This window comes from Micromonospora sp. WMMD964 (assembly GCF_029581455.1).
Lineage (GTDB): Bacteria > Actinomycetota > Actinomycetes > Mycobacteriales > Micromonosporaceae > Micromonospora.
Map to the genome: position 1 here is coordinate 3,380,055 of NZ_CP120860.1, position 20,555 is coordinate 3,400,609.

23 protein-coding genes are annotated in these 20,555 nt (G+C 72.9%); 13 read left to right on the forward strand and 10 right to left on the reverse strand.

Going from position 1 to position 20,555, the window contains the following annotated elements:
- The first annotated feature begins 3 nt into the window (after nucleotides 1–3).
- From O7616_RS15685 to O7616_RS15700, 4 genes are read left to right on the forward strand one after another with little or no spacing between them, the layout of a single operon-like run.
- Nucleotides 4–1,458 (forward strand): PfkB family carbohydrate kinase, encoded by a 1,455-nt coding sequence (locus tag O7616_RS15685; RefSeq protein ID WP_282307477.1) that lies wholly within the window; start codon nucleotides 4–6, stop codon nucleotides 1,456–1,458.
- The gene (locus O7616_RS15690) at nucleotides 1,455–2,156 is read left to right on the forward strand and encodes an SDR family oxidoreductase (RefSeq protein ID WP_282261007.1); all 702 of its coding nucleotides are present in this window, start codon (nucleotides 1,455–1,457) and stop codon (nucleotides 2,154–2,156) included. Before O7616_RS15685 ends, O7616_RS15690 begins: the two co-directional genes overlap by 4 nt.
- Complete coding sequence (locus tag O7616_RS15695) at nucleotides 2,153–3,106, forward strand: glycosyltransferase family 9 protein (protein ID WP_282307478.1); 954 nt, start codon at nucleotides 2,153–2,155, stop codon at nucleotides 3,104–3,106. Before O7616_RS15690 ends, O7616_RS15695 begins: the two co-directional genes overlap by 4 nt.
- A complete protein-coding gene (locus O7616_RS15700; protein WP_282307479.1) occupies nucleotides 3,090–4,073 on the forward strand; it encodes a DNA topoisomerase IB in 984 nt (327 codons plus the stop codon). Before O7616_RS15695 ends, O7616_RS15700 begins: the two co-directional genes overlap by 17 nt.
- Before the next feature lie 155 nt (nucleotides 4,074–4,228).
- Here the strand turns inward: O7616_RS15700 and O7616_RS15705 are convergent, their stop codons facing one another.
- The gene (locus O7616_RS15705; RefSeq protein ID WP_282307481.1) at nucleotides 4,229–5,263 is read right to left on the reverse strand and encodes a helix-turn-helix domain-containing protein; all 1,035 of its coding nucleotides are present in this window, start codon (nucleotides 5,261–5,263) and stop codon (nucleotides 4,229–4,231) included.
- A 10-nt stretch (nucleotides 5,264–5,273) separates the two neighbouring features.
- Nucleotides 5,274–6,035 (reverse strand): TetR/AcrR family transcriptional regulator, encoded by a 762-nt coding sequence (locus O7616_RS15710; protein WP_282307482.1) that lies wholly within the window; start codon nucleotides 6,033–6,035, stop codon nucleotides 5,274–5,276.
- A gap of 82 nt (nucleotides 6,036–6,117) precedes the next feature.
- On the opposite strand from O7616_RS15710, the gene O7616_RS15715 reads away from it, so the two are divergent.
- A complete protein-coding gene (locus O7616_RS15715) occupies nucleotides 6,118–7,707 on the forward strand; it encodes an MFS transporter (RefSeq protein ID WP_282307483.1) in 1,590 nt (529 codons plus the stop codon).
- Here O7616_RS15715 and O7616_RS15720 read toward each other — a convergent pair.
- The 4 genes from O7616_RS15720 to O7616_RS15735 form a co-directional block, all read right to left on the reverse strand.
- The gene (locus tag O7616_RS15720; protein ID WP_282260997.1) at nucleotides 7,697–8,200 is read right to left on the reverse strand and encodes a hypothetical protein; all 504 of its coding nucleotides are present in this window, start codon (nucleotides 8,198–8,200) and stop codon (nucleotides 7,697–7,699) included. The two genes, O7616_RS15715 and O7616_RS15720, sit on opposite strands and share 11 nt — an antisense overlap.
- A gap of 88 nt (nucleotides 8,201–8,288) precedes the next feature.
- Nucleotides 8,289–9,920 carry a RecQ family ATP-dependent DNA helicase gene (locus O7616_RS15725; protein WP_282260996.1) on the reverse strand — a complete coding sequence of 544 codons (1,632 nt, stop codon included), beginning with the start codon at nucleotides 9,918–9,920 and terminating at the stop codon, nucleotides 8,289–8,291.
- A gap of 76 nt (nucleotides 9,921–9,996) precedes the next feature.
- Nucleotides 9,997–10,947: a TIGR03557 family F420-dependent LLM class oxidoreductase gene (locus O7616_RS15730; protein ID WP_282307484.1), complete on the reverse strand. Its 951-nt coding sequence runs from the start codon at nucleotides 10,945–10,947 to the stop codon at nucleotides 9,997–9,999.
- Between the two features lie 126 nt (nucleotides 10,948–11,073).
- Nucleotides 11,074–11,199: a hypothetical protein gene (locus O7616_RS15735; RefSeq protein WP_255421242.1), complete on the reverse strand. Its 126-nt coding sequence runs from the start codon at nucleotides 11,197–11,199 to the stop codon at nucleotides 11,074–11,076.
- A gap of 216 nt (nucleotides 11,200–11,415) precedes the next feature.
- Between O7616_RS15735 and O7616_RS15740 the strand changes: the two genes are divergently transcribed.
- A complete protein-coding gene (locus O7616_RS15740; RefSeq protein ID WP_282307485.1) occupies nucleotides 11,416–12,906 on the forward strand; it encodes a glycoside hydrolase family 3 N-terminal domain-containing protein in 1,491 nt (496 codons plus the stop codon).
- Nucleotides 12,907–13,006: 100 nt separating this feature from the next.
- Here the strand turns inward: O7616_RS15740 and O7616_RS15745 are convergent, their stop codons facing one another.
- Nucleotides 13,007–13,294: a GNAT family N-acetyltransferase gene (locus tag O7616_RS15745; RefSeq protein ID WP_145783975.1), complete on the reverse strand. Its 288-nt coding sequence runs from the start codon at nucleotides 13,292–13,294 to the stop codon at nucleotides 13,007–13,009.
- Nucleotides 13,291–14,517 (reverse strand): cysteine desulfurase-like protein, encoded by a 1,227-nt coding sequence (locus O7616_RS15750; RefSeq protein WP_282307486.1) that lies wholly within the window; start codon nucleotides 14,515–14,517, stop codon nucleotides 13,291–13,293. Before O7616_RS15750 ends, O7616_RS15745 begins: the two co-directional genes overlap by 4 nt.
- A gap of 97 nt (nucleotides 14,518–14,614) precedes the next feature.
- Between O7616_RS15750 and O7616_RS15755 the strand changes: the two genes are divergently transcribed.
- The 7 genes from O7616_RS15755 to O7616_RS15785 all read left to right on the forward strand — a co-directional run bounded on the left by O7616_RS15755 (nucleotide 14,615) and on the right by O7616_RS15785 (nucleotide 19,127).
- Nucleotides 14,615–14,959, forward strand: a complete 345-nt coding sequence (locus O7616_RS15755; protein WP_282307647.1) for a hypothetical protein — start codon at nucleotides 14,615–14,617, stop codon at nucleotides 14,957–14,959.
- Between the two features lie 61 nt (nucleotides 14,960–15,020).
- Nucleotides 15,021–15,842: a DUF1206 domain-containing protein gene (locus O7616_RS15760; RefSeq protein ID WP_282307488.1), complete on the forward strand. Its 822-nt coding sequence runs from the start codon at nucleotides 15,021–15,023 to the stop codon at nucleotides 15,840–15,842.
- A gap of 83 nt (nucleotides 15,843–15,925) precedes the next feature.
- Nucleotides 15,926–17,113: a mechanosensitive ion channel domain-containing protein gene (locus O7616_RS15765; RefSeq protein ID WP_282307489.1), complete on the forward strand. Its 1,188-nt coding sequence runs from the start codon at nucleotides 15,926–15,928 to the stop codon at nucleotides 17,111–17,113.
- Between the two features lie 461 nt (nucleotides 17,114–17,574).
- On the forward strand, nucleotides 17,575–18,009 hold the full coding sequence (locus tag O7616_RS15770; RefSeq protein ID WP_282260983.1) for a phage holin family protein: 435 nt from the start codon (nucleotides 17,575–17,577) through the stop codon (nucleotides 18,007–18,009).
- A complete protein-coding gene (locus O7616_RS15775; protein ID WP_282260982.1) occupies nucleotides 18,006–18,368 on the forward strand; it encodes a DUF3618 domain-containing protein in 363 nt (120 codons plus the stop codon). The genes O7616_RS15770 and O7616_RS15775 overlap by 4 nt, the downstream gene beginning before the upstream one ends.
- Nucleotides 18,365–18,637 (forward strand): DUF4235 domain-containing protein, encoded by a 273-nt coding sequence (locus O7616_RS15780; protein ID WP_088990412.1) that lies wholly within the window; start codon nucleotides 18,365–18,367, stop codon nucleotides 18,635–18,637. The genes O7616_RS15775 and O7616_RS15780 overlap by 4 nt, the downstream gene beginning before the upstream one ends.
- 286 nt (nucleotides 18,638–18,923) lie before the next feature.
- The gene (locus O7616_RS15785; protein WP_030338233.1) at nucleotides 18,924–19,127 is read left to right on the forward strand and encodes a cold-shock protein; all 204 of its coding nucleotides are present in this window, start codon (nucleotides 18,924–18,926) and stop codon (nucleotides 19,125–19,127) included.
- Between the two features lie 117 nt (nucleotides 19,128–19,244).
- Here the strand turns inward: O7616_RS15785 and O7616_RS15790 are convergent, their stop codons facing one another.
- Both O7616_RS15790 and O7616_RS15795 read right to left on the reverse strand, forming a co-directional pair.
- Nucleotides 19,245–19,439, reverse strand: a complete 195-nt coding sequence (locus O7616_RS15790; protein WP_282307490.1) for a hypothetical protein — start codon at nucleotides 19,437–19,439, stop codon at nucleotides 19,245–19,247.
- Between the two features lie 88 nt (nucleotides 19,440–19,527).
- The gene (locus O7616_RS15795; RefSeq protein WP_282307491.1) at nucleotides 19,528–20,511 is read right to left on the reverse strand and encodes an aldo/keto reductase; all 984 of its coding nucleotides are present in this window, start codon (nucleotides 20,509–20,511) and stop codon (nucleotides 19,528–19,530) included.
- Between the last annotated feature and the right edge of the window lie 44 nt (nucleotides 20,512–20,555).

The window sequence follows — 20,555 nt, forward strand, 5'->3', positions numbered from 1 at the left end:
AGCGTGAGGGGACCCGTCGTGGTGCTCGGCGACACCCTGCTCGACCGGGACGTGGAGGGGGTGGTGAACCGTCTCTGCCCGGACTCCCCGGTGCCGGTGCTCGACGAGACCTCGGCCGTCGACCGGCCCGGTGGCGCCGGTCTGGCCGCCGTGTTCGCCGCCGCGCAGGGCGCCGAGGTGGTGTTGGTGACCGCGCTCGCCGACGACGCCGGCGGCGCCCGCCTGAGCGCGCTGCTCGCCGCCGCCGGCGTCCAGGTGTACCCGCTGGCCCTGCCCGGTGCGACGCCGGAGAAGATCCGGCTCCGGGCTCGGGGCCGGGTGCTGCTGCGGCACGACCGAGGAGGCGCGTCCGGGGATCCCGGCGAACCGTCCGAGGAGGTCCTCCGGGTGATCGGCTCGGCGTCGGCGGTGCTGGTCAGCGACTACGGCCGGGGGGTGGCCCGGCAGCCCGCGCTGCGCGACGCGTTGGCCGCGACCCGTGCGCCGGTGGTGTGGGATCCGCACCCGCGTGGCCCGGAGGCGGTGCCCGGTGTGCACCTGGCCACCCCGAACGAGTCGGAGGTACGCGAGCTGGTCCCGGCGGTGCCCGGCGCGTCCCGGCTGGCCACCGCGTCGCGGGGGGCGCAGGGGCTGCGGCGGCGCTGGCGGGCCGGCGCGGTGGCGGTGACGTTGGGCGGCGACGGCGCGCTGCTCTGTCACGCCGGGTCGACGCCGCTCGTGGTGCCGACACCGGGCAGCGCCGAAGGGGACACCTGCGGGGCCGGCGACCGGTTCGCGGCTGCCGCCAGCCTCGCCCTGGCCGAGGGTGCGCTGGTCTCCGAGGCGGTGCAGGCGGCGGTCGCCGAGGCGTCCAGGTTCGTGGCGGGTGGGGGAGTGGCCGCGGCGCTGCCGACCGATCTGGCGCCCGCGCGGAGCGCGCCCGCCCGGGGAGCCCTCCGAGCGCTACCGAGAGGCGTCGTGGCGAGCGATCGGGTGGGAGTCGCGGCGGTGGCAAACCTCCTGCAGGAGGTACGCGCCGCAGGTGGCACGGTGGTGGCGACCGGCGGTTGCTTCGACCTCCTGCACGCCGGGCACGTGGCCACCCTGCAGGCCGCGCGGCAGCTCGGCGACTGCCTGATCGTCTGCCTGAACTCCGACGCCAGCGTGGCCGGGTTGAAGGGCCCGGACCGGCCGGTGATGTCCGAGGACGACCGCAGTCGGGTGCTCACCGCGCTGAGCTGCGTCGACGCCGTCCTCGTCTTCGACGAGCCGACTCCGGACGCGGCGTTGTCCTGGGTACGCCCCGACATCTGGGTGAAGGGCGGCGACTACGCCACCGGCGGCGGGGACGACGCGACGATCCTTCCGGAGGCGGAGGTGCTGCGCCGGTGGGGTGGGAACACGGTGGTGGTGCCCTACCTGGACGGTCGGTCCACCACCGACATGATCGTCCGTACGCTCGCGGAGCGGACCCGATGACCGCCACGCGGCAGGGAGCCGGGCCGACGGTCCTGGTCACCGGCGGCGCGAGCGGGCTCGGCGCGGCGGTGGTCGCGGCGGTGGCCGCGTCCGGTGGTCGACCGGTCGTGCTGGACCGGCAGGCACCGGCCGACGGGGTGTCCTGGACCGAGTGCGACCTCGCCGACACGCGGGCCGCCGAGGTGGCCACCCGGCACCTCGCCGAGCAGGCCGGCGGCCTGGACGCGGTGGTCACCGCCGCCGGCATGGACGTGCCCGGTCGACTCCTCGACGTGCCGGGGGAGACCTGGGATCGGATCGTCGCGGTCGACCTGCTGGCCACCGCGGCGGTGATCCGGGCCGCGTTGCCGTTCCTGCTGACGTCGCGGGGTCGCATCGTCACGGTCGCCAGCACCCTGGGGGTCAAGGCGGTCAGCGACGCCACCGCGTACTGCGCGGCGAAGTTCGGCGTGGTGGGCTTCACCCGTGCCCTCGCCGCCGAACTCGCCGGTCAGGTCGGCGTCACGCTGCTCATTCCGGGTGGGATGCGCACCGCGTTCTTCGACGAGCGCGATCCGCAGTACAAGCCGGGGCCGGACGCGATCCTCAACGACCCCGTCGACACCGCCGCCGCGATCATGTTCGCGTTGAACCAGCCGCCCGGCTGCGCGGTGCGCGAGCTGGTGGTCTGCGCCGAGCAGGAGACGTCGTACCCGTGATCCTCGTGCTGCGCGCCCTCGGCGTCGGCGACCTGGTGACCGCGGTGCCCGCCCTGCGGGCACTGCGAGCGGCGTACCCCTCCCAGGAGCTGGCGCTCGCCGCGCCCGCCGGGTTGGCTCCGCTCGTCGACCTGGTCGGCGGCGTGGACCGGCTGGTGGACACCGCCGGGTTGGACCGGCCCGTCCGGGTCGGTTCGGTCCCGCAGGTCGCTGTCAACCTGCACGGCCGCGGTCCGCAGTCGCACCGGTCGCTCGCGGCCACCCGACCCGGTCGGCTGCTCGCCTTCGCCAACCCGGATGCCGGCCACGCCGACGGTCCGCAGTGGTCCGACGACGAGCACGAGGTGGACCGGTGGTGCCGGCTGTTGTCCTGGCACGACATCCCGGCCGACCGGGCCGACCTCGGCCTGCGCCGCCCGGCTGTGACCGGGCTGCCCACCGGTGTGACGGTGCTGCATCCCGGCAGCAAGATCCCCGCCAAGCGGTGGCCGGCCGAGCGGTTCGCCGCGCTGGCCCGGGCGTTGACCGACCAGGGGCACCGGGTGCTGCTCACCGGCTCGGCCGACGAACGGGCCCTGACGGCCCGGGTGGCCGAGGCGGCGGGCCTGGGGTCCGACGCCGTGCTGGCCGGCCGGACCGACCTCGGCACGCTCGCCGCGCTGGTGGCCGACGCCCGGCTGGTGGTCAGCGGGGACACCGGGGTGGCTCATCTGGCCACCGGGTACGGCACCGCGTCGGTGGTCCTCTTCGGGCCGGTGCCACCGGCGCACTGGGGACCGCCGCCGGACCGGCCCCGGCACCGGGTGCTCTGGGTCGGCGAGGGGGATTGGCCCAGGTGGGACGGGGTAGGAAGCCACCCGACGATGGCGGCGCTGCGTCTCGACGAGGTGCTGGCCGCCGTGGCTGAGGTGGAGAGGGTGGTGCGGGTCTCCGGTGCGGTTGCGGCGTAGTGACCCGGGACGACCGGGGTACGGACGGCGTCGACGCGGGCGGGGCTGGCATTTCGTCGACCCGACCGGCGCTCCGGTCCGGGACGCGGAGGTCCTGGCCCGGCTGCGGGAGTTGGTCATCCCTCCGGCCTGGCAGGACGTCTGGATCTCGCCGTACCCGAACGGGCACATCCAGGCGATCGGGATCGACGCGGCCGGACGCAAGCAGTACGTCTACCACCCACGGTGGCGGGAGAAGCAGGACGAGGTGAAGTTCGACCACATGTTGGAGGTGGCCCGCCGGCTGCCGGCGCTGCGGGAGCGGGTGGGTCGCGACCTGGACGGCCGGGGGTTGAACCGGGACCGGGTGCTCGCCACGGTGGCCCGCCTGCTGGACATGGGGATGTTCCGGGTGGGCAGTGACCAGTACGCGGCCGGCGACGACCCGACGTACGGGGTGTCCACCCTGCGGCCCGAACACGCCCGGTCGCGGGGCGGCTGCGTGGTCCTGGTGTTCCCGGCGAAGGGCGGCATCGAGCAGGTACGCCGCATCGAGGACCCGGAGTTGTGCCAGGTGCTCGTCAATCTGCGCCGTCGGCGGCGGCGGGCGGACCGGTTGTTCGGCTACTGGGACGGCCGGGACTGGCGGGACGTGCGCAGCGACGAGGTGAACGGCTACCTGCGCGATGCCAGTGGTGGGGAGATGACCGCCAAGGACTTCCGTACCTGGCACGCGACGGTGCTCGCCGCGACCGAGCTGGCCATCGCCGCCCCGGCCCGCTCGGTGACCGCGCGGCGCAGGGCGGTGGTCTCCGTGATGCGTGCGGTGGCCGACCTGCTGGGCAACACGCCGACGGTGGCTCGGGCGTCCTACGTGGATCCACGGGTGGTGGACCTCTACCACGACGGGGTGGTGGCGTCGGTGGACCCGCAGGCGTCGCGCGAGGAGGCCGAGCGGGTCGTCCTGGAGCTGTTGGAGAAGGCCTGACCGGCCCCGCCGACGATCCTGGGGGGAAGTGGCGGGGCCGGAGACTCGGGCGTGGGCGGGCGGCCACCGGGCGGCCGCCCGCCGCGCCTACGCGCGGCGGGCGCCTCGCCACGGCCCCCGTTGGCGGCCCACCGCGAGCGGTCGGCCACGTGGTGTCAGTCTGCCCGCCTCGTGTTGACCATGGACGCCGCGCGGTTGACGATCCGCGCCGGATGCGAGCTGTTGTCGCGATGTTCCTGTGGGCTCACCCCGTAGGCTGCCCGGAACGCCCGGCTGAAGTGGGCTTTGTCGGAGAACCCCCAGCGCGCCGCGATGGTCTGCACCGGTTGGTTTCGCAGCGCCGGGTCGGACAGGTCGCGTCGGCACCGGGCCAGCCGCAGATCGCGGATGTACGACGCCACGGTCGTCTCCTCGGCCTCGAACAGCCGGTGCAGCGACCGCACCGAGATGTGGTGGGCGTCGGCGACGACCCGAGGGCTGAGCGTCGCGTCGCCGAGGTGCCGGTGGACGTACGACTGCACCTGGGTGAGCAGTGCCCGGCGGCGGACCTCGGTGGGTACGGCGTCCTCGGCGACCAGGTGCCGGCCGAGCATGGTGGTGGCCAGGTCGAGCCCGACCGCGCCGAGTCGGCTCGCGTCGGCGGCATGGTACTGCTCGGGGTGCCTGGTCACCTGCAACAGGAACTGCGCCAGCAGCGCCCCGATCCCCTCGCTGCCGGACATCCGCCCGCCGTAGAGCGCTGCCATCCGCTGCGGTGGCAGCGGCAGCGCGGCGTGCGGGATCAACGTGATGATCGAGCTGGCCTGGTGCCGCTCCGGCTCCGTCGCCTGGTGGCCGAGGTCGTGCGGACGCGACGCGTTGTAGAAGGTGAACTCACCGACCTGGATCTCGCTGCGGCGACCGTCCTGGCTGGACGTGCCGACGCCGCCGGTGGTGAGGGCGAGAATGTACACCTCCGGATCCGACTGGCGAATGAGTTTCGGGGTCCGGAAGGCGTCCAGAGACGGGTAGTCGTAGCTGACCAGCTGGATCGGCCCGAGGTCGACGAAGTCGGCCCGGGCGATGAAGTCCTCGTCGTGCTCGGACCGGACCTGCATCGGCGCCGAGGTGCGGGCGACCAGTTCCAGCCACATCCCGAATCGTTCACCGGGTGGCAGGACGGTCGTGTCGAACGTCTCGCTCGGGAGCATCCGGGCTCCCTCAGTCCGCTCGTCTGTGGATCAGTGCCTCGACGCCGTCGAGGATCCGGTCCAGGCCGAAGACGAATTCGTCGTCCGGGTCGTCGTCCTGGTCGATGCCACCGGCGCTCAGCACCCGGTGCAGCGCCGGGAAGCGGGTCGGGTCGATGAGCCGGGCCAGCATCCGGCTGTAGGCGGGCATCATCTCGCTCGGCGTGACGCCGGAAGCCTGGGCGCCCTCGGCGATCTGCGACGTGAGCGTGGCCTCGTTGCGGACGTACCCGGTGATCAGGAGCAGCGTCGACATCTTCTCGCCCTCGGCGAGCGTGGTGCCGTCGAGGCAGCGCAGCCCGTCCTCCAGCCAGCCGAGCTGCTGCGGGGTGATCGGCGGACCGCTGATCGGCACGTGTAGCAGCCAGGTCCGGCGGCGCAGCACCTCGTGCTCGGCCCAGGCCCATCGGGTAAGACCGGCGCGCCAGTCGTCCTGCGGTGCGGGTGGGCCGGGTGGTGGGCCGTAGCCGGTGTCCACCATGAGCAGGAGCAGCTCGTCCTTCGAGCCGACGTACCGGTAGAGGGCCATGGTGGCGGCGCCCAGCTCCTTGGCCACCCGGCTCATGGAGACGGCGGCCAGCCCGTCGGCGTCGGCCACGCGTACGGCGGTGTCCACGATGGTGGACACGCTCATCCCCGGTCGGGGCCCCTTGGGCGGTCGCCCCCGCAGCCCCCAGGCGCTCTCGATGGCCGGGGGGAGCACTGGCCCGCTGTCGTCTGTCTGTGCCGCCACTTTTCCTCCTTGCCTCGCCATCCTAGTTCTGCGTATGGTCTACGCATTACAGCGTACGTCATACGCAGAAGGAGAATCGATCATGATGACGACCACCTCACCGGCGCCACGGGCGGGCCGCCGGGAGTGGACCGGGTTCACGGTGCTGATGCTGCCGCTGCTCCTGGTCTCGATGGACGTGTCGGTGCTCTACTTCGCCGTCCCGTTCATCAGCGAGGAGCTGCGCCCCACCGGCACCCAACAGCTCTGGATCTTCGACGTCTACGGCTTCGTACTGGCCGGGCTGCTCATCACCATGGGCGCGCTGGGCGACCGGATCGGCCGACGTCGGCTCCTGCTGATCGGCGCCACCGCGTTCGGGACGGCATCGCTGCTGGCGGCCTACGCGGACAGCGCCGAGACGCTGATCGCCGCGCGCGCCCTGCTCGGCGTCGGCGGGGCCACCTTGATGCCCTCCACGCTCGCCCTGGTGCGCAACCTGTTCCACGACGCCCGGCAGCGGGCCACCGCCATCGGCATCTGGACCGCCACGCTCACCGGCGGCATCGCGATCGGCCCGGTGCTCAGCGGCATCCTGCTGGAGCACTTCTGGTGGGGGTCGATCTTCCTGATCAACATCCCGGCGATGCTGATGCTGCTCCTGCTCGCCCCGGTCCTGGTGCCCGAGTCCCGCAACCCGGCGGCCGGACGGTTCGACCTCGTCAGCGGGGCGCTCTCCCTCGGCGCACTGCTCCCGGTGATCTACGGCATCAAGGAGATGGCCCGCGACGGCGTCAGCCCGGCGCGGGTGCTCGCCATCGTCGCCGGCCTGCTGGTGGGCGCGCTGTTCCTGCACCGGCAGCGCACCCGCGCGTACCCGATGATCGACCTCGCCCTGTTCCGTCGCCGGGGCTTCGCCGGGGCGCTCGCGGTCAACCTGCTGGCGATGTTCGCCCTGGTCGGCTTCGCCATCTTCACCACCCAGCACCTCCAGTCGGTGCTCGGCCTGAGCCCGCTGCGCGCGGCACTGTGGAGCCTGGTGCCGTCGCTCGCCGTGGGCGGAGTCGCGCCGGCCGCCGCCGCGCTCGCCCAGCGCGTCGAACGGGCGTACCTGATCGGTGCGGGTTTCGCGGTCGCCGTGCTCGGCTTCGTGGTGCTGACCCGGGTCACGCCGGAGTCGCCGCTCTGGCTGCTCCTCGTCGGCGCCAGCGTCTACGCCGGTGGCCTGGTCATGGTGATGTCCCTCGTCACCGAGCTGGTCCTCGGTGCCGCGCCCGCCGAGCAGGCCGGTGTCGCGTCCGCGCTGACCGAGTCCAGCAGTGAGTTGGGCGGCGCGCTGGGGATGGCGATCCTCGGCAGCGTCGGCGCGGCGGTCTACCGCCGCGAGATCCTCGACGGCCTGCCCGCCGGACTGCCCGCCGACAGTGGCGACGCCGCCCGGGAGACGCTGGGAGGTGCGCTCGCGGTGGCCCAGGAGCTGCCGGCGGACCTGGCCGACGCGGTGCTGCACGCGGCCCGGGTGGCGTTCACCGACGGGCTGCACGTCGCCGCCGTCGCCGCGATGGTGGCGATGCTGCTGGGCGCGGTCACCGCGTTGGTGACGCTGCGCGGCGTCCGGCCGGCCGACCCCGCGGCGCCGGCCGCCGAGCCGACCGGTCCGGCCGACACGTCGCTGTCCTCGATCAGTCGTTGAGCACGTGGGCGAGCCGGTCGCGGAAGCGCCGCTCGGAGTCGCTGACGGATTCGCCGCCGATGCCCAGCACGCCACCGCTGGACGCGGCGCCCACCACCTGCTCGGCGATCTGCACGAGCCAGTGCTTGTACGCGCCGGCCTCGCCCTCGTCGACACGCTTGGCCAGCAGGGCCGCGGCCTCACCGGCCCGCAGCAGCACGTCGTCGATGAGCGCGCGCGGGTCGTCGGGTGCGATGACCGGCAACTCGGCGCCGGCCTCCGGGTCGCCGACCCGGGTCACGATCTCACCGGCCACGGCGGCGACCAGCGGGCTGGCCGACTCCCGGCCGGCGGAGATGGTCTCCAGACCGGCCGCGGTCTCCGCCATGGTCCGGCGGGTGCCGTCGGACTCGGCGGCGCTCGCCGCGGTCAGGACCGACTGCGGCAGGCCGACCAGCAGCCCCCACTCCCCGTCGGAGAAACCGAAACCGGTGTACGCCGGTTGCTCGATCACGGCAACGCCCCTTCCGCCCTGCTCTGCTTGGTCAATCGGTGCTCTGGTCAGTCGATCCACCGGGCCCGACACCGGTGCCCGGGTCAGGCTAGTCGAGGGTCAGCAGGCCCTGTTCGGACACCACGCGCACCGACAACGTCTTGTACCCGACCTCGTCGAAGAGAACCGTCATCTTGTCGTCCTCGTAGGAGAGCACCAGGCCCGGGCCCCACTCCGGGTGACGCACCCGGCTGTGCACCGGGAACGGGCCGACCGCGCCCTGGTCGGCGACGCTCGTGCCGCTGTGGCAGTTGTCGCAGTGGCCGCAGACCGCGCTCATCTGCTCGCCGAAGTAGGCCAGCAGGGTCTGCCCCCGGCAGGCGTTGGTCTCGGCGAAGGCCCGCATCATGTCGGTGCGGGACCGGGTGACCGTCTGTTGACGCTCCGCCTCGGCCAGCGCCGCCGCGGCGGCGTCGACCGGCGTGGGGGAGTAGCGCGGGGCGCCGATGCGCTGCCGGGCGCGCGGCTCGGCGGCACCGATCTGCTCCAACAGGGCGAGATACTGGCCCAGCTTGCGCGGCCCGAGGCCGGTGGCCTCGCGCAGCTCGGTCTTGGTGGCCGGCTTGCGGCGTAGCAACGCGGCCAGGTCGCGCAGTTCGTCGACGTCCGGCAGGCCGCCGCTGAAGAACCGTTGCAGGCCCACGTCCTCGGCCCGCCACAGCAGCAGCACCCGGGCCGGCTCCCCGTCGCGCCCGGCCCGGCCGATCTCCTGGAAGTAGCTGTCCGGTGAGTCGGGCAGCGCCATGTGCACCACCCAGGCGATGTTCGGCTTGTCGATGCCCATCCCGAAGGCCGAGGTCGCCACCATGATGGGGACCTGGTCGGCGAGGAACGCCTCGTGCAGTTCCGCGCGGGCGCCGACCGGCATCCCGCCGTGGTAGAACAGCGCCGGGAAGCCGGCGTCGGTCAGCCGGGCGGCCAACTCCTCGGAGGCGCGGCGGGTCGGCACGTAGATGATCCCCGGCCGTCCCTCGTCGCGCAGCAGCGTCATCAGCCGCCGCCACCGGTAGTCCTCGTCGGGGCAGTGCGCCACCTCCAGGAACAGGTTGGGCCGGTCCAGCCCGGAGATGACCACGTCCGGATCGCGCAGCCGCAGGCGGGCGATGATGTCGTCGCGTACCGGTGGGGAGGCGGTGGCGGTCAGCGCGACCACCGGCGGCCGGCCGATGCCCTCGATCAGGTGCCCGAGCGCGAGGTAGTCGGGGCGGAAGTCGTGCCCCCACGCGGAGATGCAGTGCGCCTCGTCGATCGCCACCAGCGCGGGCTTCAGGGAGGCGACCTCGGCCATCCGATCGGGGTTGCTGAGCTGCTCCGGGGTGATGAACAGGAACTCGGCCCGGCCCTCGCGGACCTCGGTGATCGCCTCGGCCTGCTGGGCGGCCGACTCGTTCGAGCTGATCCGCACCGCCCTCAGCTCCGGGCGTTGCCGCTCGTTGAGGGCGGCGATCTGGTCCTGTTGGAGCGCCAGCAGCGGGGAGATCACCACGGTGGGGCCGGGGATCAGGCTGGCCGGAATCTGGTAGATGGCCGACTTGCCGGCGCCGGTGGGCAACACCACCAGGGCGTCCCGTCGCTTCATCACCGCGCGCATGGCGGCCAACTGGTTGGGCCGCAGAGCCTTCCAGCCGAAGAGGCTCCGGGCGGCGCGGCGCAACGTCATCGAATGCGTGGACAGTTTCATCGAGGGCCGGAGGTACCCGAGCCCATGACCGCCGAAACAAGTCCGGGCGATCATGGGCTGTCGGGCCCTGGCCGGCTCAGCGCAGCCGGGGTAGGACCTCGCGCTGGTAGAGGTCGAACAGGCCCTGGTGGTGCGGGCCGGTGTTGGCCACGTAGACCTCGTCGAAACCGGCCTTGGCGTACTTGTCGATCATCTCCAGGTGCGCGTCGACGCTGTTGCCGCAGACGAACGTCTCCTTGAGCATCTCCGGCTCGACCAGCTCGGCGGCCTGCTCGAAGTGCCGTGGTGAGGGCAGCACCTGGGACAACTCGCCCGGCACGCCCGCATTCGGCCACCGCTCGTACGCGATGCGCATCCCCTCGTCCTCGCTGTCCGCGTACGCCGCCTTGAAGCCGGCCTGGCACGGCTTGTCGCCGCCGCCGTTCTCGCGGAAACGCCGGACCATCTCGCCGTCGGGCATGGTGCTCACGTAGCCGTCGCCGATGCGGGCGGCGAGCTCGATGGCCTTCGGGCCGAAACCGGAGACGTAGATCGGCGGGGGAGTGTCAGGCAGCGTGTAGATCCGGGCGTGCTCGACCGTGTAGTGCTTGCCGTGGTGGTTGACGAACCCGCCGCCCCACAGCTCGCGCAGCACCTCGACGGCCTCCTCCAGCATCTCCAGGCGGACGTCGGCCTGCGGCCAGGCGTCGCCGAAGATGTGCTCGTTGAGGGCCTCGCCGGTGCCGACGCCGAGCACGAACCGTCCGCCGTGCAGCACCGCGCTGGTCGCCGCCGCCTGCGCGATCACGGCCGGGTGGATGCGCACCGTCGGGCAGGTCACGGCGGTGGTCACCGGCAGCGAACAGACCTGGCTGAGCGCGCCGATCATCGACCAGACGAAGGGGCTCTGGCCCTGCGCGTCCACCCAGGGGTGGTAGTGGTCGGAGATCCACAGCGCCTCGAAACCGGCCCGTTCGGCGCCCCGCGCCTGCTCCAGCAGCTCGGCTGGCGTCAACTCCTCACTGGACAAAAAGTATCCGATCTTCATGGTCTCTCCTTCAACGCGCGGACCTGCTGATGGGGAGAGCCGTACCCCGGGCGTGGTCGGCCACACCGGACGGCCGGGGCCCATTCGCTCGGCGTCGGCCGGACCGGCCGTCCGGGGGCCGTTCGCTCAGCGTCGGCCGAACATCGCCCGGATCGCGGCGAGCAGCAGCAGGGCGCCGACCACCAGGCCGAGCAGGCGTACGCCGGGGATGTCGGCCGGGCTCGTCGCGTCGGCCAGCAGGGCGGGATCCATCCCCGCACTCTCCCGGCGGCAGGCCCCTGAGGCAACTGTAAGGTTTATTGACTATTGAATCGCCCGGTGTGACCATGGCATGACCGCCTGCCGGTGGCGGTGCGCCGATGGCGTGCGAGAGATGGGGTACGGGGGTCGCATGAGCGAGCGCAACCAGCGGGTCGACGGGGGCGCACCGACGCCGGTGATCGAGATCGATCGTTCCGAGGGGGCGGCGTGACCACTCCCGCCGGCCACCTCCCGGCGCTCGCCGCCGCCGTCCTGCAGCCCGGGTTCGTCGGCACCACCCCGCCACCGTGGGTGTGCCGCTGGCTCGGCGAGGGACTCGGCGCCGTGGTGCTCTTCGCCCGCAACGTCGTCGACCCCGCCCAGGTGGCGGCGCTCACCGCGACGCTGCGCGCGGAACGGCCCGACGTCATCGTCGCGATCGACGAGGAGGCCGGCGACGTCACCCGACTGGAATCGGTGCACGGCAGCTCCCGGCCCGGCAACCTCGCCCTCGGCGCGGTCGACGACCCGGAGCTGACCGAGGCGGTCGCCCGGGACCTCGGCGTCGAGCTGGCCGCCGCCGGGGTCACGCTCAACTACGCCCCGGACGCCGACGTCAACTCCAACCCGGACAACCCGGTGATCGGCGTACGCGCCTTCGGCGCCGACCCCGAGCTCGTCGCGCGACACACCGCCGCCTGGGTGCGCGGGCTCCAGGCCGGGGGCGTGGCCGCCTGCGCCAAACACTTCCCGGGGCACGGCGACACCCACGTCGACTCCCACCACGACCTGCCCCGGATCGCCGCCGACCGGGACCGCCTCGACGCCTGCGAGCTGGCCCCGTTCCGGGCCGCCGTCGCCGCCGGGGTGCAGGCGGTGATGACCGGCCACCTGCTGGTGCCGGCCCTCGACCCGGAACTGCCGGCCACGCTGAGCCAGCGCATCCTCGGCGGGCTGCTCCGCGACGAGATGGGCTTCTCCGGTGTGGTGGTGACCGACGCGATGGAGATGCGCGCGGTCGCCGACCGGTACGGGTTCGCCGGGGCCACCGTCCGCGCCCTGGCGGCGGGGGCGGACGCGATCTGCGTCGGCGGCGAGCGGGCCGACGAGCAGGCGGCACGCGAGCTTCGCGACGCCATCGTCGCCGCCGTCGTCTCCGGTGAGCTGCCCGAGGAACGGCTCGCCGAGGCCGCCAAGCGGGTCGGACAGCTCGCCGCCTGGACGATGGCCGCCCGCACCGCCGGGTCGGCGGGGCGACGCGGCGCCGCCGACGTCGGACTGGTCGCCGCCCGCCGCGCCGTCCGGGTCACCGCCTCCCGGACCGCGGCGTCCGCGCTGCCGCTGACCCGCCCGGCGTACGTCGTCGAATTCGAGCCCCTCCGCAACATCGCCATCGGCGCGGAGACCCCGTGGGGCATCGGCGCGCCCCTGGGCGAGTTGCTGCCCGGCACCAGCACGGTCCGCTACGCCGAGACCGACGTACCGGCCGACCCGGGCGCGGGGGCGGGCAGCCGCCCGCTCGTCCTGGTGGTCCGCGACCTGCACCGGCACGAGTGGATGCGCTCCGCCGTGCACCGGGCGTTGGCCGCCCGGCCGGACGCGGTGGTGGTCGAGTTGGGCGTGCCGGAGTTGGTGACCGGGTCGGTGCACCTGGCCACCCACGGCGCGACCCGGGCCAGCGGACGGGCCGCCGCCGAGGTGCTGACCGGCGCCCGCTGACCGGCCCGCGCGTGTTGGCCGACCGGCGCCCGCTGACCGGCCCGCGCGTGTTGGCCGACCGGCGTCCGCTGTCCGGCCCGTGCCCGCTGTCGGGCCCGCGTTACGGCAGGTCGGCCACCAGGTCGGCGTACTCGGGGTGCTTGTCGATGAACGCCGCCATGAAGGGGCACTGCGGCACCACCGTCGCGCCCCGGGCACGGACCTCGTCCAGGGTGCCCCGGATCAGCGCGCCGCCCACGCCCTTGCCCTGGAAGCCCCGGTCCACCTCGGTGTGGGTGAAGACCAGGACCTCCCCGCGCATCAGGTAGGCGGTGAAGCCGGCCAACGCGTCGTCGACCAGGATCTCGAAGCGGCGCTTCGCCGGGTTGTCCTCGACCAGGGTGCTCATCCGGCCATTGTCCCCGCGGCGTCGGCCAGCGCGTCGAGTTCGGCGAGCAACCGGTCGACCTCGTCGGCCGTGTTGTAGTGGTAGATGCTGGCCCGCACCGCGCCGCCGCTGTCGCGTAGACCCATCATCTCGAAGTACTCGTAGGCGTAGTAGTCGCCGACGGAGAGGCAGAACCCGGCGGCGCCCAACGCCTCCTGGGTGGCCGCCGGGGTCACGCCGGCGACCCGGAACGAGACCGTCGGGCAGCGCCGCGCCGGCGACCCGTAGACGGTGATCGCCGGTCGCTGCGCCAGCCCGGTGAGCAGCCGGTCCAGCAGTGCCTCCTCGTGCGCCTGCGCGGCGGCCAGCCCGGCCCGCAGCCGCGCCCGCCGGTCCCCGACCGCGTCCGGATCCAGCCCCGCCAGGTGATCCACCGCCGCCGTGACACCGGCGAGCAGCGGGAAGCTCGGCGTGCCGTACTCGAACCGGTCCGGCACCGCGTCCGAGGACGGCACCAGCTTCGCCGGGCGCAGCGCCTCCCACCGGGCCGGGTCGGCCACCATCGCCGCCAGGTGCGGCCCGGACCACTTGTACGCGCTGGTCACCAGCACGTCGGCACCGAGCGAGGCCAGGTCCGTCGGTCCGTGCGGAACCGAGTGCACCCCGTCGACGTGGACCAACGCGCCGACCGCGTGCGCGATCTTGGCGATCGTCGGCACGTCCGGCACGGTGCCGATGGCGTTGCTGCCGGCGGTCACCGCGACCAGCCGGGTCCGCTCGCCGACCAGGTCGGCGTACTGGGCGGCGGGCAGCTCCCCGGTGCCCGGGTCGACCTCGGCCCAGCGCACCGTCGCACCGGCCGCCTCGGCGGCCTGCACCCACGGCCGGATGTTCGCGTCGTGGTCGAGGCCGGACACCACCACCTCGTCACCCGGACGCCAGCTCGCGCCGAGCGTACGGGCCAGGGTGTACGTCAGCGCGGTGGCACTCGGACCGAGCACCACCCCGGCCGGGTCGGCGCCGAGCAGGTCGGCGACCGCCGAGCGGGCCTCGGCCACCAGCTCCAACGACCGGCGACCCGGTACGGAGGCGGCGCTGCGGTTGCCGACCGCCGATCGCATGGCGTCGGTGACCGCGTCGACCACACCCGCCGCGGTCTGGGTGCCACCGGCACCGTCGAAGTGGACGAAGCCCTCGGTCAGGGCGGGGTACGCGGCCCGGGTGCGGGCGATGTCGAACGGCATGTCCCGGACCCTAACCGGGGCGCTCCCCGCGCTCGCTGTCGCGTGGGCGTCGCGGGCGTCTCGTACTCTTGGCGGGGTGACGAACCGACCCGCCACCATGCCCATGCCCCCCGTCCGCCGCGCCGCCGGTCTCTTCGCCGGTCTGGCGCTCGGCCTCGCCGTGCTCGCCGGTTGCAGCTCCCAGGGCGCCTCCACCGACTGCGGGCTGGACGCCTGCACGGTCACCTTCGAGCGGGGTGTCGACGCGAGCGCCACCATCCTGGGCGTCGAGGCCAAACTGGTCGGCGCCGAGGGCGACCAGGTGACCGTCGAGGTCGCCGGGGAGCAGCTCACCCTGACCATGGGCCAGCAGGCCGCCGAGGCCGGCGGTTTCGCGGTCACCCTGGACAGCGTCACCGACCAGCAGGTGAAGGTCCGCGTCTCCCGCAACCCCGGTAACTGACCCCACGCCGGGAGGCGGTGGCCGACGTTTGGGAATCTTCGTAATCGGAGATTGTGACGCCATGTCACTCACCCGTAGCGCGCAAGCCACCGCCTCCCGAACGGCGGACAGCCGGTGGCTGGAACTCCTCGCCCGGGCCGGCTTCATCGGCTACGGCATCGTCCACCTCCTCTTCGCCTGGTTGGCGTTGCAGATCGCGTTCGGCACGTCGTCCGACGACGGCGACCAGTCCGGCGCGCTGCGTACCCTCTCCGAACAGCCCCTGGGTAAGTTCCTGGTCATCGCCGTCGCGGTCGGCCTGCTCGCGATGGCGATCTGGCAGGCGTTGGAGGCCGCCAGCGGGCATCGCGCCGAGCGGGGCAGGGAGCGGGTCATGGAACGGCTCGCCTCGGCGGGCCGGACCATCGTCTACCTCTACTTCGCCTGGACCGCCTTCAAGGTCTTCAAGGACGCCGGGTCGAACAGCGCCGACCAGCAGGAAGCGCTGACCGGCAAGCTGATGACCTCCAGCGGCGGCCGTTGGCTGGTCGGCCTGGCCGGTCTGGTGCTCGCCGCGATCGGCGTCGGCCTGGTCATCTACGGTGCCCGCAAGAAGTTCGAGAAGCACCTGAAGACCGGTGAGATGAGCCCGAAGACCCGCCAGTTGGCCCGCCGACTCGGCATGGCCGGCTACATCGCCAAGGGCGTCGCGTACGGCATCGCCGGTCTGCTGGTCATCGTGGCCGCGGTCAACTACGACCCGGAGAAGGCCCGTGGTCTGGACGCCGCGCTGCACACACTGCGCGAGCAGTCGTACGGCATGTTCCTGCTGACCCTGGTCGCCCTGGGCATCGCCGCCTTCGGCGTCTACTGCTTCCTCCAGTCCCGGTACCGCAAGGTCTGAGCTGGTCGATAGCACGGACATCGGGCACTCTTGGGCTTTTGCCCGGAGTGCCCGACGTCTGACCGAAGGGAAGCAACGGAGCTGTGCAGAACTATCTCGAAACGGCCGTCGCCACGCTCGTCGCGGCGGCGGTCGCTCTCCTCCTGGTCGAGGTCGTCCACCGGCTGACCCGGCGGTTCGGCCGTCGGTCGCAGCTGCTGACCGAGTTGACCGACCACGCGCACCGCCCGTTCCAGGTCGCCGGGACGGTCCTCGCCGTGCAGTTCGCCGTACGCTTCAGCACCGGGTACGCGGTCGGCGAGAGCTGGCGTCGCCTGGTGCTGCACCTGCTCGTGCTCGCCGTCATCGCCACGGTGGCCTGGTTGGTGGCCGCGCTGCTGGTCGTCGTGGAGGACACCGCGCTGGCCCGGTTCCGGGTCGACGTACCGGACAATCGGCACGCCCGGCGGGTCCGGACCCAGGTGGTGATGCTGCGCCGGCTGACCATCGCGGTGATCGTCATCCTGACCATCGGCGTGATGCTGATGACGTTCCCGAGCGTGCGGGGCATCGGCGCGGGTGTGCTGACCTCGGCCGGTGTGGTCGGTGTGGTGGCCGCGCTCGCCGCGCAGAGCCTGCTCGGCAACGTCTTCGCCGGCCTCCAGCTCGCCTTCAGCGACGCCGTCCGGCTGGACGACGTGGTGGTCGTCGAGGGGGAGTGGGGCCGGATCGAGGAGCTGACCCTGAGCTACGTGGTCGTGCAGATCTGGGACGACCGGCGATTGATCCTGCCCACCTCGTACTTCACCAGCAAGCCGTTCCAGAACTGGACGCGCACCGAGTCCGCGGTGCTCGGCACCGCCGAGTTCGACGTGGACTGGGCGGTGCCGGTGCAGACCATGCGCGAGGAGCTTCGCCGCCTCGTCGAGGGCACCGAGCTGTGGGACGGGCGGGTGTGCGTCCTGCAGGTCACCGACGCCACCGGCGGGATGGTCCGCGTCCGCGCGTTGGTCAGCGCCGCCGACGCGGGCAGTCTGTGGGACCTGCGGTGCCTGGTGCGGGAGCACCTGGTGGCCTGGATCCGGGACAACCGGCCGACCTCGATGCCCCGGATCCGTACCGAGCTGGGCGACTCCACCAGCAACCTGCCCTGGCAGTGGGTGCAGCCGCGGCGGCCGGTCCGCCGCCGCTCCGACACCGAAGCCCCCGACGACGCCCGCGTCTTCGGCGGCAGCGACGACGGCGACGCCCGAAGCGAAGCCTTCGTAGGCCCCGAAGAAACCCGCCCCTGACCCCCACCCCCCACCCGGCCCCCCGAAGGGGCCCGCGCACCCGGCCCCACGAAGGGGCCCGCGCAAGTTCGGTGATGTTGCTGCCTCCGAAGCGCTCGAGGCAGCAACATCGGTGATGTTGCGCGGATCTTGGGCGCGGGGCCGGGCCCGGCCGGGTGCGGGGCCGGCCGGGTGCGGGGCCGGCCGGGTGCGGGGCCGGCCGGGTGCGGGGCCGGGCGGGTGCGGGTCGGCGGGGGTGCGGGCGCGGGGCCGCGACACCCGGGTCTGGTCCGTTGCGGGAGGTTTGGTCGGGCTTGGGTGGGGGATGTGCTGCCGGACGTCTCTGCCTCGATCACCGCATCAGCCGGCGTATCCGCGGCGCGGCGTCCCGACAAGGGGCACGGTCGGGCGTTCGGCGCGCTTTAGGATTGACGGGCGGCGACTCCGGGCATACAGCGCGGTGATGAGGAAAGGAGGACAGCATGGCTGACGTGGCGAACGCCCGCACATCCCACAACGGGAGCGAGCCCTCCACCGCCGAGTTGGTGCAGCGGGCCACCGAACAGGTCTCCCGCCTCGTGCGGGACGAACTGGCGCTGGCCCGAGCGGAGTTGACCCAGAAGGGCAAGCACGCCGGCATCGGCCTCGGCCTCTTCGGCGGTGGCGGTGCCCTGGCGTTCTTCGGCCTGGGCGCGTTGGTCGCCACGGCGATCCTGCTGCTCGACCTGGTGTTGCCCGCCTGGGCCGCCGCGCTGATCGTCGCGGTGGCCTGTTTCCTGGTGGCCGGCATCCTCGCCCTGGTGGGCAAGAAGCAGGTCAGCCGTGCCGTTCCGCCCGTGCCGGCGGCGACGGTCCGCAGCCTCCGGGCCGACGTGGACACTGTCACGGCCGCGGTGAAGGACAGGGGGCGGCAATGACCGGCAACGGGACCGGCGACACGGAGGCGCTCCGTGAGGAGATCCGTCGCACCCGGGTCGAGTTGGGCGAGACGATGGAGGCGTTGGCCGCCAAGGCCGACGTCAAGGCGCGTTTGAAGGAGTCCGCCGGGCAGGCGAAGGAGCGGATGCGCGAGCAGGCGGCACAGACCGTCGCCCGGGTCCGCGGGCAGGCCGTGCGGGGCGCCGGAATGGCGCGGGCACAGGCACACCAGAAGGGTGGGCTGGTGCGCGACAAGGGTGAGCTGGTGCGCCGCAACCCGGTGCCGTGGGCGGCCATCGCCGCCGGTGCGGTGGCGACCGTGGTGGTGTTGATGATCGTGCGGGGGAGGCGTAGGTGAGCAAGAGCATCAGCCGGGTCGCGTACCGGCCGGTCGGCGTGTTGTTGGGTATCGCCGCAGGCACGGTGGCCGGGGCGATCTTCCGGCAGGTCTGGAAGGTCACCGCGGGCGACGGCGAGGCGCCGAACGCGACCGACGAGGATCGCGGCTGGGGCGAGATCCTGGCCGCCGCGGCGCTGCAGGGCGCGATCTTCGCGGTCGTCCGGGCCGCCGTGGACCGCGGCGGGGCGGTCGGCGTACGCCGGATGACCGGCTCCTGGCCGGACTGACCACAGCGACTTCAGCCCTCTTCCCGCATCGATGGGAAGGGGGCTTTCGCATGGCTTCGGACGCCACCCAGCGGATCTGAGGCATCCGTCAGGTCACATGTCGGAGAAATTCGTCGGGAAGGTCGTGACAGACTTTTTGCGTACGTGATTTGCTGGTCCACGCTGTTGAGAGATGGCGTGGGTTGAGAGAAGTCTCCTTCGTGGGGCCGCCTCAGGCGCCGCTGCTCGAAAACGGCCAATCGGCCGGACGGCGTGCACGGCCACCAGTTTTTAGAGGGAGATACACATGGCTCAGGGAACCGTGAAGTGGTTCAACGCTGACAAGGGCTTCGGCTTCATCACCGTCGATGGTGGGGGTGCTGACGTGTTCGTCCACTTCTCGGCCATCCAGACCAGCGGCTACCGTTCGCTGGAGGAGAACCAGCGGGTGGAGTTCGAGATCGCTCAGGGTCAGAAGGGCCCGCAGGCCGAGCAGGTTCGTCCCATCTGAGTGAGACGGCCGGCCCCCGCCGGCCAGTGGGACGATCCGGCCAGGGTCGTTGAAAGCCCTGCATCCCTCCCGGGGTGCAGGGCTTTTCCACGTCCTGTTCCGTAGTGGACGGATCGCTCAGCGTCGGCGACGCGAGCGTAGACCGAGCCAGAGCACCACCAGCCCGGCCAGCGCCACGAGCGGGCCGAGCACCGCCCAGATCCGCTCGCCGGTCATCAGGCTGCCGTTGACGTAGCCGAGGCCCTGCACCGTCCACACGGCACCGACCACGACGGCCAGCAGACCGAGGGTGAGCGGAAGCCAGCCCCTCATCGATTCCCCTCTCCGCTGCCCGAGGCGGCGCGCCGCCGTCCAGCATCGCCGGTCGTGCGACGCGACGCGAGCACCCCGGGTGCGTGGGTCACCACCGGTCGTGCACCTGCGGGCGGATCAGCTCGTCGTAGACCTCGCGTACGGCGGTCAACTGGTCGTCGGTGAGCGGCGACAGGGCCGCCGCGGCGGCGTTGCGTCGGGCCTGGTCGGCGTCGCGGGCACCGGGGATGACGACGGTCACGCCCGGCTGGTCCAGCACCCACCGCAGCGCGAACTGCGCCATCGTGCGGTCGGCGTCGACCAGCGGCGCGAGCCGGCGTACGGCGGCGAGCCCCTGCGCGAAGTCGACCCCGGAGAACGTCTCGCCGACGTCGAAGGCGGCGCCCTGCCGGTTGTAGTTGCGGTGGTCGTCGGCGGGGAACTCGGTGTGCTCGTCGTACCGGCCGGAGAGCAGGCCGCTGGCCAGCGGCACCCGGGCGATGATGCCCACGCCGGCGTCCGCGGCGGCGGGCAGGACGCGCTCCAGCGGCTTGTGGCGGACCGCGTTCAGGATGATCTGGACGCTCGCCACGCCCGGCCGGGCGATCGCGGTGAGGGCCTGGTCGCAGGTCTCCACGCTGACGCCGTACCCGGCGATGGCCTTCTCGGCGACCAGGGTGTCCAGCCCGTCGAAGACCTCGTCGGAGGAGAACACGGCGGTGGGCGGGCAGTGCAGCTGGACCAGGTCCAGCGTGTCCATTCCCAGGTTGGCCCGGGAACGGTCGGTCCACTGCCGGAAGTTGGCCAGGGTGTACGCCTGCGGCCGCTGCTCGACGCGGCGGCCCATCTTGGTGGCGACGGTGAGCCCGGCGTCGGGTCGGGAGCGGAGGAAGCGACCGATGAGCTGCTCGCTGCGGCCGTCGCCGTACACGTCGGCGGTGTCGAGGAAGGTGACTCCGGAGTCCACGGCGGCGGTGAGCACCGCCATCGCGTCGGCCTCGCTGACGGTGCCCCAGTCGGCGCCGAGTTGCCAGGCGCCCAGGCCGACCGCGCCGACGGTCCGGCCGAGCCGGGTGAAGCTGCGCTGTTCCATGCCCCGAGCCTAGTGATCGGGTTGCCGCGGTGCCACGCGAGCCG